Below are 10,844 nucleotides of genomic sequence, written 5' to 3' on the forward strand. Positions count from 1 at the left end.
GATTGGGCGAGCGCGCGGTGATACACCGGCACAAAGGGCGCGCCCTGCCCGCCAGCTTCGACGTCGGCAGCGCGGAAATCGTACATGACCGGAATGTGGATCGTCTTGGCGAGCGCGGCCGCGTCGCCGATCTGGACCGTTAATTTTTTATCGGGTCGATGCAGCACGGTCTGGCCGTGAAAACCGACGATATCGATGTCGTCAAAACGCAACCGGTGTTGCGCGGTAAAGGCGGCCACCGCCTCGACATGCGCTGAGGTAACGACCTGCTCGGCCTCGCGCAGGCAGCCGGGCCGCGCCGCGCGGTCCGGCAGGTCGGCGGCCTCGTACAGCGCCTGCCGCAGCAGGCCGCGCTCGGTATCGGTATAGGGCCGGTATCCGGACGGTCCGAGCGCGTTCACCCGGCGGCCGTCGGTTTCGATCAAAGCGACATCGACCCCGTCGAGCGAGGTGCCGCTCATCAAACCTAATGCCGTCAACATCATGGTCGATTGTGCCTTGAAACGCCCTGCTCGATACGTCCCGCCGACGACGACCAGCTTGTGCCAAACACGCACATCTTATAATGCCACAGCGCCCGGCCTTGCGGCAGCCCGTTCCGCCATGGTTCCGCAACTGGTTACAATTACAGTGAAAATAGAATGATCAAAGCGCCCGCCCATGACCAAATTTAAATCAGATTTTCTGAACATTTTACAGGAGCGCGGCTTCATCCACCAATGCTCCGATTTCGAGGGCCTCGACGCGCTTGCCGCCAAGGGCCAGGCGACCGCCTATGTCGGCTACGACTGCACGGCGCCGTCGCTCCACATCGGCAACTACCTCACCATGATGATGCTGTACTGGCTGCAGCAGAGCGGCAACAAGCCGATCACCCTGATGGGCGGCGGCACGACCATGGTCGGCGACCCCTCCGGCAAGGATGAATCGCGCGCAATCCGCTCGATCGAGGAAATCGAGGCCAACAAGGCCTCGATCCGCGGCGTGTTCGCGAAGGTACTGCGCTACGGTTCGGGCCCGAGCGATGCCATCATGCTCGACAATGCCGAGTGGCTGACGAAACTGAACTACATCGAAATGCTGCGCGACGTCGGTCGGCACTTCTCCGTCAACCGCATGCTGACGATGGATTCGGTCAGGCTTCGGCTCGAGCGCGAGCAGGAGATGAGCTTCATCGAATTCAACTACATGGTCTGCCAGGCCTACGACTTCGTCGAACTGGCGCGGCGCACCGGATGCAGGTTGCAGATGGGCGGCTCCGATCAATGGGGCAACATCGTCAACGGCGTCGATCTCGGCCGCCGCATGGGCACGCCGCAATTGTTCGCGCTGACGACGCCGCTGCTGACGACCGCCTCCGGCGCCAAGATGGGCAAGACCGCGCAGGGCGCGGTGTGGCTGAATGCCGATCAGTTCAGCCCTTACGATTTCTGGCAGTACTGGCGCAATGTCGAGGACGCCGACGTCGTGAAGTTTCTAAAGCTGTTCACGATCCTGCCGATGGGCGAAATCGAAAAGCTCGCGGCGCTGCAGGGCGGCGAAATCAACGAAGCCAAGAAGGTGCTCGCGACGGAGGCGACCGCGCTATTGCACGGCCGCGAGGCCGCCAACACGGCCGCAGAAACCGCCCGGCAGACATTCGAGCAAGGCGCGATCGCGGAGAACCTGCCTACCGTGGAGCTTTCGCGTGGCGACCTCGAGGCTGGCGCGGGCGTAGTGGGGCTGTTCGTGAAAGCGGGTCTCGTGGCGTCGAATGGCGAGGCCCGGCGCCAGATCAAGGGCGGCGGCTTGCGCGTCAACGATGCGGCTGTGACCGACGAGAAGATGGTGCTGACGCCGTCCAACCTCACGCCGGAAGGCGTCATCAAACTTTCCATGGGGAAGAAAAAGCACGTCCTGCTGAAGCCAGCTTGAGCCTACCTGCATAGGCGCATTCGTTTTTGATGCTTGCGGGGACCTGCGGAAACGCGCTCCCTGCTCGCATGGATAACAAGACCCGTGGGGAGGATTTCGCGACGCAACCGCTCGAGCCGGGGCGGGTGGCACTCAATGTGCTGGCGCTGTGCTTTACGCTGGCGCTGCTCGGCCGCGGCCTCGGCGAGAGCTTCACGGTTTTTCTCAAACCGATCTCCGAGAATTTCGGCTGGGACCGCGCCCAGGTGGTCTCGGTCTATTCGCTGACCTGGCTGGCCGGCGGGCTGATGGCGCCGGTGGTCGGCCGGCTGTTCGACCGCTACGGCCCCCGCACCGTCTATTCGCTGGGCCTGCTGCTGCTCGGCGGCGCGTTCCTGGTGGCCTCGCAGGCGCAAGCACTGTGGCAATTCCAGTTGAGCGTTGGTCTCTGCGTCGGGATCGGCATCGCCTTCATCGGCAACGTACCGAATTCCATCCTGCTCGGCCGCTGGTTCGGCCCGCGGTTGCCGACGGCGATGGCGATTGTCTATTCCGCAACCGGCGCAGGCGTATTGGTGCTGCTGCCGGCGTCGCAGCTTCTGATCGATCACATTGGCTGGCGCGGCGCCTACCAGATCTTCGGCCTCATTGCTCTGTGCCTGTTGGTACCGTTGTTGCTGCTGCCGTGGCGGCTGTTCGCCACGGGCTCGCCGCACATCGCCAAAAAAGCCGATCCCGATTTCGTCGACGGAGGCTGGACGCTTGTGAGTGCGATGCGCCACCACGCGTTCTGGGCGCTGTTTTCAACCTTCTTCTTCACCGCAATCGGCATGTACGCGATCTCGGCGCAGATCGTAGCCTATCTGATCGACGCCGGCTTCCCGCCGCTGCAGGCCGCGACCGCCTGGGGCTTTTCGGGCGTCGTGCTGCTGTTCGGCATGCTGGGCGTGACCCAGCTCGACGCGATGATCGGCCGAAGGCCGTCGGTGCTGCTCAGCTACGCGATCTCGATCATCGGCATCATCCTGCTGTGGTTGTTGCAGTACTATCCGAACTTCTGGCTGCTCGGCGCCTTTGTCGCGACCTTCGGCAGCATGATCGGCTCGCGCGGCCCGCTGATCACGGCGACCGCGATGAGGATCTTTCGCGGCGAGCGCGTCGGCACCATCTACGGCACGATTTCGATCGGCAGCGGCCTCGGCTCGGGATTTGGCGCATGGGCCGGTGGCCTGATCCACGACTGGACCCACAGCTATAATCCCGTGATCGCGTTCGCGCTGGTGGCCGTGGTGCTCGGGATGATCCCGTTTTTGATCGTGCCGGCGCTCAGGCGCTGACTGGGGCGCGTACCCATAAGTTGCGTCGTTCGACAATCGCCGGCGAATGTCCGCTTTGTCCCCCGACAGCGACAAATAGCAGATAGCTCGATCGGTCTGCTTAGGCCAGAAGCGGAAGTTGTTTGGCACCCCCTTGGACTGGGCGAGGCAACATCCATTCATCATCATGCTGACCAACCTGGTGCGCGTCTGGCAGCGTTCATGATACCCTCCTCCCACCCCCGCTCTCGGAGAACCAAATTGAAGAATAAGTCGGAAGGTCCCAAAATCAATCAAGCTATCAGAACCGACATCGAAAATTCGGTCTTGTGCTGGCTGGCAACCGTCGATGCTGAAGGTACTCCGAATGTCACCCCCAAGGAAATTTTCTCCTGTTACGGAGATGATCACCTTGTCGTCGCGGACATCGCGTCCACTAACACTGTTCGCAATATTAAAACTCACTCAGCGGTTTGCGCGAGCTTCATTGACGTTTTCCGCCAGCGAGGCTTCAAGATCGTCGGCACGGCTACAATCGTCCCGCCGGAGCATCCTGATTTTCAGATCATCGGGATAGAGTTGCTGCGCAAGGCAGGAACTGCGTTTCCAATACGTCATATCGTTTCAATCAAGATCGTAAGAATTTCAAGAATATGGGCTCCGAGCTACACGCTTTTCCCGGATCGGGCGGAAGCAGATCGCATGCAGAGCGCCTATGATGCTTATGGTGTGAACCCTCGAATCGCGCCGGACGTATAGCTGCTCCGCTCAGGCACCTCCGCTAAGGGCCAGAAGCGACCGTCCAGTTTGATCTGCGACCGAAGCGCTGTCGCCGTCGAGATCGAGGCAGCAGCGGACATCATTTCGCGCCGCAAGAGGTGCTTCATCTCGACATCGTATTGCCCCGTGCCGACGCTCTACACTCGACGTACCGCGCCGCCATCAACAGGGATCGCAGCGCCATTGATGTAGCGGGCGAGTGGGGAAGCGAGAAACGCGACAAGGTGCCCGATGTCATAAGGCTCCCCGAAATAGCCAGCAGGGATGTTCTGTTTGATGAAGTCCGCCTTCGATTGCTCTGTTGGATGCAGTTTTTGAATCTGGGCCGAGTTGATGCGACCAGGTGCGATCGTGTTGACGGTGACACCATATGGACCAAGTTCTGACGATAGTGTTCTGGACCAACTGACGAGAGCGGCCTTAGCCGGCGCCGCTCCATTGAGTTTAGGCGCAACAAGCGCGCCCGAGATGTTGACAATCCGCCCCCAGTTTCGAGCCTTCATTCCCGGCGAGATGAGATCGGTGAGCCGACGTGCCGCAAGGAAGTTGAGCGTCATTGCCTCGTCCCAAAAGGTATCGTCAGCCTCGCCTGTCACGGGCCTCGCCCCACCGGCGTTGTTGACGAGGATATCGACCCGCCCGCCGAGTGCGGCCGACGCTTCAGCAGCAATTTGAGCTGGGCCGCCTTGCGCGCACACGTCTCCCACCACGATGACCGGGCGACCGCCAGCACGCGAGGCGAACCATCTGGCCACCTGCTCCAGCGCAGCGCCCGTGCGTGCACTGATTGCGACACGCACGCCCGCGTCTGCAAGGGCGCCGGCGATGCCGCGGCCAATTCCACCGCTGGCGGCCGTTATGAGCGCAGTCTTGCCTTCCAGGCCAAGGTTCATCGGCTCAACTCCTCACAGACCAGGATGCATCGCATGCGACGGGATCGGACGGCAAGCGGACACATCAAGGGATAGTGGCAATAGTCATGAAGCAGAAGTCGGGTGTGGAGAATGGTTCGGTGTTCTAGATCACTTCTTTGGAAGAACGCATCGTATGCCGCCGCTGGGATCACGAACGTCACCGCTGTACCGCGGAATCAGATGCACATGAACGTGCATTCGGTTCTGTCCGGCGGCTCGCCCAATATTGACGCCGATGTTGTAGCCGTCTGGCGAATGATCTGCGGCAATCTTGGTCTGCGCACGATCGAGAAGTGACTGTATTTCGGCCTTCTCCTCAACGGTCATGTCAAAATAGCTTGCGACGTGTCGGCGCGGAACCACCAAAACATGGCCCGGGCTCAGGCTATTGTTATCGTACCGAACATACGCGAGAGAGCCTTCAAGCAGGAGGTTCTCGGGTCGACACAACTCGCAATCTTCGGCCGCCATGGCATCAATCCCATCTAGACTGTGTTGTCGGACGCATTCACCCATACCGGACGAAGACTTCTGCCTCAAGCTCGCATGCAAATTGTGACGCTTAGAGTCACAAGCGGAAATAATCACACTGAGCAGATGCGGTCGCTTTAGCCCCTGGAAGCGGACATCCGATCTGCGCATTTTTGAGCACAGGACCTAAGTCTCGCCCTGCTTGCCGGGGCTCTTCTTAGTTGCCGCGATCGTTTCAAGCAGCCAGTTCTTGAATGAGAGCATCGCGGGTGACTGTCGCCTTGAGTGCAGCGACGTAATCCAATAATCACCAAGTGCCACCTCGATCTTAAAAGGACGTACCAGCCGCCGTTGACGGACCTCGTCCTGGAATAACGCCGCCGGCAACAACGCAACACCGAAGCCGCGCGCCGCTGCACTGGCGATCGTGATCGATGAATCGAACACCATTCCTTTCAGGACCGGGCTCTGCAATCCCGCGGCAGTAAACCAGCGCGGCCATTCCTCCTGCCGGTAGGAACGCAGCAGCACCTCGCGCTTTAGATCGGCCGGCCGGCTCAGCCCGCGAGCCAGCGAAGGCGCGCAGAATGGGGTAAATGGCGTCCCCATCAAGTGGGTCGCTTCGGTGCCGTGCCATAGGCCATCGCCAAACCTGATCGCGTAATCGAGGCCTTCGCCCGCAATGTCGATACGGTTGTTGTTGGTGAACAGGCGCAAATCGATTTTCGGATACGCCTTCCTGAAAGCGTCGAGCCGCGGCAGCAACCATCCCGAGGCGAAGGTACCGACCACGCCGACCGCGATGACCTCCTGATAGCGACCGTCTTCAAAGCGGTTGAGCGTTTCGGTGAGCCGGCCGAAGGCCTCGACAATGCTCGGCAGCAGCAATTGTCCTTCATCGGTGAGCGCGACGCCGCGCGGTAGCCGGCGAAACAACTGTACGCCAAGCCGGTCCTCGAGCACCTTTACGTGCTGGCTGACGGCCGCCTGCGTGACTCGAAGTTCCAGGCCAGCGCGGGTGAAACTGAGATGGCGCGCCGTCGCTTCAAAGGCCCGCAGTGCATTGAGCGGAAGGTGCGAAAGCTTCGTCCGGCGCCGCATTGCTTGTCCCTAGTTTTTCTTATGCCTGCCCGCAGAACTGATCGTTTGTCAAGACTGCGGCCTATCGGCACCTTCCTGCCCGCAATAAGGAGGGATTCGAAAGTGATCACCAGAAGACAGTTCCAGCTTGGTTTCGGCACCGCGCTGATCGCGACAGCCTTGAGCGGCCGGCCGAGAGCGGCGCGCGCATCGACCGCAAATCAACGACTGATCGGTGAGATCAAGCGTCTGGAGAGCGAAAGCGGTGGCCGCCTCGGCGTCTGTGTCCTTGAGACGGCAACCGGCACTCGTCATGTCCACCGGGGTGACGAGCGCTTTCCGATGTGCAGCACCTTCAAGGCGCTGGCAGCCGCGGCTATTCTGGCGCGGGTGGATGCCGGCAACGAACAGTTGACGCGGCGCATAACTTTCGACGCGTCCGCACTCGTCGTGAACTCCCCCGTAACTGAAAAGCGCGTCGGCGGCGACGGCATGACGGTCGCTGAAATTTGCGATGCGGCGGTAACGCGGAGCGACAACACGGCCGGCAATTTGCTGCTCGCCGGCATCGGCGGACCTTCGGGGCTGACGGCCTTCGCGCGAAGTCTAGGCGACGAGGTCACGCGGTTAGACCGGGATGAGCCCTCGCTCAACGAGGCCTTGCCCGGCGATCCCCGCGATACCACGACACCGAATGCGATGGCTTCGAATTTGCAGGCCCTCATCCTCGGGACGAAGGCGCTGTCGGCTGCATCGCGCGAGCAACTGACGGCATGGCTGATCGCCAACAAAACCGGCGACACGCGACTGCGTGCTGGTTTTGCAAAAGGCTGGCGTGTCGGAGACAAGACCGGCACAGGCGGACGAGGCACGAACAACCACGTCGCTGTGGTCTGGCCACCCAGCGCCGCCCCCATGGTGATTGCGGTCTATCTGACGGGCGCTACCGTTTCTTTCGAGCAACAGAATGCCATCGTGGCTTCGGTCGCGCGCGCGGTCTCGGCGACGCATCCGGCTAAGTGAGAAATGCGACCGGTAACAATTGGCGGATTGTCGTTAGCAATCATCCTGCTGTTCGTTGCCGTGCCGGGTTTGGTCGCCTTGGACGACATGTTCGCCAACCGGCCGGCATTTTCCGTAGCGGAGCAGCCCGCGCGGAGGCCGGCCGAATGCAGAGATGTCAGGCGGATGGCGGATGGCATTCCTGAACTCGACTACCGGATCGATCTCTCCGTGATCGGCAGCCTCACGGCGGTGCAGACGGATCAGGTGTTGTGGTATCTCGTACTGTGTTCAGCGCCGGACATCCGGATCATGTGCGTGACCTACCAATCCAATGGCATGGCGATTGGCGACAGGGTCAACGTCAAGGGCGGATATCTGCGACGCGACGCCAACCATGTCCTCTTGGATCCCTGTTTGGCAAACAGGCCGGAGCAGTGATTTCGGCCGAACGCAGCTTCCCAGGCGCCAATCTTGATTTGCCATTGGACCATCCGCGGCTCGACTGGCCGCGGCGCGGCCTGCCTAATTGTTCGGCGGCAATTCGACCGGAGTGTTGTTCTGCTTGCCGGTATTGAACTCGAAGATCTTCCGCAACACACCGGGCATCACCGCCGAAATCGGATTGACGCGAAGTACCGGCTGGCCCGGCGTGCCAACCACTTCATAGGTGACGCCGATCAGGCCCTCATTGCTGCCGCCGCCGAGGAACAGGCCAAGCACGGGAATCTGACCGAACATGTTGTTCAATCCATACATCGGAACGAAGGTGCCGCTCATGCGAACTTGATTAGCCACGGTATCGATGCTGCCTTCGATCGTCGCCCCGACCATCGGTCCCTTCACGACACCATCGCGGATCGTGAGCTGTCCATTCTGCCGAGTGAATTCGGCCCGCAACGCGGTAAAGGAAACGCCGCTCTGAGTGCCGGTAGACCCTCCTGCGGCCACACGGTCGAGCGAAGCCTCACCCTTGATGGAGAAGTCGCGGACGTTGATCAGGCCTTCCTTGGCGCTCGGTTCGACCGTAGGCGGCTCCATCGCGAGCGAGAGCTGGCCACCAATCACCTTCGAGTACATGTCAGTGAAGCGTAAGAAGGCGCCCGCATCGTTGCTCTGCAGGATAATGATGTCCCGGCCCTGCCCCTGCCCGCGGCCGCGCAGATCGGCGGTCAGAGGCGTGTCACGCCCGACTTTGCCGGACAGCGTAAAGTTTCGGACGATGCCGTTGCGGCGTGAGAACTTGCTATCGACGCTGCGCAACGCCTCACCGTTGAAGCCCACCACCGCGCCGAGCTTGAGGTCGATGTCGAGGTCGATGTTCCTGGACTTGTTCTTGGGATCGGAGTCCTTGCCCGAGATCGCCGATTTGAGGAAGCCGCGGCCGTCGAACACATCGCCACGCATCGTGACTTTCACGATACCGTCGGCGCCGCGTTCGGCCTTCAGCGTGGTCTTGTCGCCATCCGACGGCGCGTAGGTCGGGAAGCTCGCCATCAACAGGTCGCCGTTCTGGTCGACTTCGAGCGATCCCTTGATCGAAACGCCGCCGCCTTCGACCACGATGTCCTGGAACAATGTCGATTGTTCCTTCTTCACCACAGTGAACGTCGCCTTGCCCGACTTGCCGGGCACCTTGACCCAACCCGGCAGGATATTGTCGAGCCGCAGCGAGGTCAGATCGGCCTCGATGCCGACGCGGCTGTCGTTCTCGCCGATCTTACCGATCACCTTGATCGGAATTGCGCCGCTAACGGCAGGTCCAAGATCGATCCCGAGGCGTGCGCGGCTGGCGTCGTCAAGCGTGGCCTGCAGCCTGATATCGGCGTCGCCCTCGTTCGGCTTGCGATAGTCGAGCGAGGCCGCCTGCCCATTAATCTTGACGTCGCCCCTCACCTGATAGCCGGCGTTGTTGGCGACCACCTTCAGCGTGTTGGCTTCCAGCTTCTGGTTCATCACGAGCTTGTCGGCGGCAAATCCGCCGATGTCGGCCGTGACGGTGTAGGTGGTATCGGCTTTGGTCATTGAGCCCTTGACGGGCATGCCGAGCATGACGGTGGCGGTAACGTTGCCCTTGCTGGAATTCGGATCGATCAGGTTGCCTGATACGTCGCTGATGCGGTCGGAAGCCAGAATCTCGGCCGCCGCCGGCACCGGGCAATCCACCCTGAACTTCACCCGCGAGGGCGACGGCTTCGGCGCCATGTCCGGCACCTCGAACGTGAAATCGGAAATGTTGATCTTGCGCCCGGCGGGCGTGTCGGCAATCCCTTGCCCGATCGTCACCGTTGCCGTTCGCCCGGTAACCCGCGCTTTCAAATCCGCATCGCGGACCGCGGGCATGTCATCGACCGGACGCGCCGTGACGCCCGAGGCTACGATGTTGACCGCCAGGCCATCGTCCGGAATCGGCGGCCCCTTGCGCGACAAATTGCGCACCGGCGAATTGACGCCGACCTCGATGCGCTGGAGCGTGCCGCGCTCGATCCGCTCGATTACCCATTCGCGCACTTCGGGCACGATCAGGATCGGCCACATCCGCTTGAGCGCGGATGCCGACATCGGCGTTCCCGCGAAACCAAGCTGGAGCCGCGCCTCGTTCGCATAGTCGACGCTGCCGGTACCGGCGATGCCGATCTCGCCGTTGCTGATATCGGCCTGGGTGAGCAGCACGCGTTTCCGGTCGGTGTCGAAGCGCATGCCGATGTTGATGCGGTTGAAGATCAGCGGCGGTTCATTGTCGGTGCCGGCCAGCAGAATCGTGCCGCCGCTAAAGCCCGCCTGCCATTCGGTGGTGGCGCCGTTCGGCGGTTCGAGATGGGCGAGCAGCGTGATCCGGTTCGCGCCGGAAACGACCTTGAATGGCGCGACCAGCACGCGCCGTCCGGAATCCCATTCGACGCTCATCTCTGCCGAATCGATCGCCATCGGATAGTCGGGCGTATCGGTATCAATGAGGTTGCCGGCGCCAGCACTGATCTTGCCGCGGAAATAGGTCGGCAGGCCGTCGCGGCCCAATTCGCCCTTCAGCTCTCCGGAGAGCGGCAATTCCGCGCTGTAGGTCAGATCCTTGACCCGCATCGCCAGCAGGATATTGGCGGCAGGTACCTTGTCGGCGCGAAGATCGACCGACCGCACGCCGTTCTGCTGCGGGCCGACCGCGACCTTGAGTGACCATGGGTGCGCGCCCTCCTCGCCAAGGCTTACCGCGACCCCGCCGCCGCGCGGCCGGCGCATGCTGAGGCTGATATTCTCGAACGTCCATTTGTTGCCGCGCTGCTGGTCGTCGACAACGAGATTGCCGTTCTTGAGGCCGATCTCGTTCAGATTCTGTCCGTCGAGGCCGGTCAAGCTGAGGCTGTCGAGCCAGTCCAGGCCGGCCAGCAAT

The 10,844-nt window shown here is 61.5% G+C and carries 10 protein-coding genes; 5 read left to right on the forward strand and 5 right to left on the reverse strand.

Annotated features, from left to right (window positions below; all coding sequences use genetic code 11):
* A partial coding sequence (locus CP49_RS47215) for an anhydro-N-acetylmuramic acid kinase (RefSeq protein WP_245310666.1) occupies positions 1-485 on the reverse strand: 485 nt, incomplete at its 3' end.
* Positions 486-660: 175 nt separating this feature from the next.
* Here CP49_RS47215 and tyrS point away from each other — a divergent pair.
* The 3 genes from tyrS to CP49_RS12415 all read left to right on the forward strand — a co-directional run bounded on the left by tyrS (position 661) and on the right by CP49_RS12415 (position 3,968).
* Positions 661-1,914 (forward strand): tyrosine--tRNA ligase, encoded by a 1,254-nt coding sequence (gene tyrS / locus CP49_RS12405; protein WP_057850533.1) that lies wholly within the window; start codon positions 661-663, stop codon positions 1,912-1,914.
* Positions 1,915-1,982: 68 nt separating this feature from the next.
* Positions 1,983-3,230 carry an MFS transporter gene (locus CP49_RS12410; protein ID WP_057850534.1) on the forward strand — a complete coding sequence of 416 codons (1,248 nt, stop codon included), beginning with the start codon at positions 1,983-1,985 and terminating at the stop codon, positions 3,228-3,230.
* 240 nt (positions 3,231-3,470) lie between these two features.
* Complete coding sequence (locus CP49_RS12415) at positions 3,471-3,968, forward strand: pyridoxamine 5'-phosphate oxidase family protein (RefSeq protein ID WP_057850535.1); 498 nt, start codon at positions 3,471-3,473, stop codon at positions 3,966-3,968.
* 158 nt (positions 3,969-4,126) lie between these two features.
* Here the strand turns inward: CP49_RS12415 and CP49_RS12420 are convergent, their stop codons facing one another.
* The 3 genes from CP49_RS12420 to CP49_RS12425 all read right to left on the reverse strand — a co-directional run bounded on the left by CP49_RS12420 (position 4,127) and on the right by CP49_RS12425 (position 6,433).
* Entirely contained in the window at positions 4,127-4,882 is a 756-nt protein-coding gene (locus CP49_RS12420; protein WP_057850536.1) for an SDR family oxidoreductase, read from the reverse strand.
* 129 nt (positions 4,883-5,011) lie between these two features.
* Positions 5,012-5,374: an HIT family protein gene (locus tag CP49_RS42685; RefSeq protein WP_082645991.1), complete on the reverse strand. Its 363-nt coding sequence runs from the start codon at positions 5,372-5,374 to the stop codon at positions 5,012-5,014.
* Between the two features lie 186 nt (positions 5,375-5,560).
* Complete coding sequence (locus CP49_RS12425) at positions 5,561-6,433, reverse strand: LysR family transcriptional regulator (protein ID WP_420807608.1); 873 nt, start codon at positions 6,431-6,433, stop codon at positions 5,561-5,563.
* Between CP49_RS12425 and bla the strand changes: the two genes are divergently transcribed.
* Both bla and CP49_RS12435 read left to right on the forward strand, forming a co-directional pair.
* Positions 6,344-7,477: a class A beta-lactamase gene (gene bla / locus CP49_RS12430; RefSeq protein WP_420807606.1), complete on the forward strand. Its 1,134-nt coding sequence runs from the start codon at positions 6,344-6,346 to the stop codon at positions 7,475-7,477. The two genes, CP49_RS12425 and bla, sit on opposite strands and share 90 nt — an antisense overlap.
* Positions 7,478-7,504: 27 nt before the next feature.
* Entirely contained in the window at positions 7,505-7,897 is a 393-nt protein-coding gene (locus tag CP49_RS12435) for a hypothetical protein (RefSeq protein WP_057850539.1), read from the forward strand.
* Between the two features lie 84 nt (positions 7,898-7,981).
* Here CP49_RS12435 and CP49_RS12440 read toward each other — a convergent pair.
* On the reverse strand, positions 7,982-10,844 hold a 2,863-nt coding region (locus CP49_RS12440; RefSeq protein ID WP_245310667.1), incomplete at its 5' end, for a DUF3971 domain-containing protein.

It is taken from the genome of Bradyrhizobium valentinum (genome assembly GCF_001440405.1).
In the GTDB taxonomy this organism is placed as follows: Bacteria; Pseudomonadota; Alphaproteobacteria; order Rhizobiales; family Xanthobacteraceae; genus Bradyrhizobium; species Bradyrhizobium valentinum.

Excerpts from the sequence above, each read along its gene's own strand:
- CP49_RS12410 (WP_057850534.1), top strand. The coding sequence starts at position 1,983 with ATGGATAACAAGACCCGTGGGGAGGATTTCGCGACGCAACCGCTCGAG.
- tyrS (WP_057850533.1), top strand. The coding sequence starts at position 661 with ATGACCAAATTTAAATCAGATTTTCTGAACATTTTACAGGAGCGCGGC.
- CP49_RS42685 (WP_082645991.1), bottom strand. The coding sequence starts at position 5,374 with ATGGCGGCCGAAGATTGCGAGTTGTGTCGACCCGAGAACCTCCTGCTT.
- CP49_RS12420 (WP_057850536.1), bottom strand. The coding sequence starts at position 4,882 with ATGAACCTTGGCCTGGAAGGCAAGACTGCGCTCATAACGGCCGCCAGC.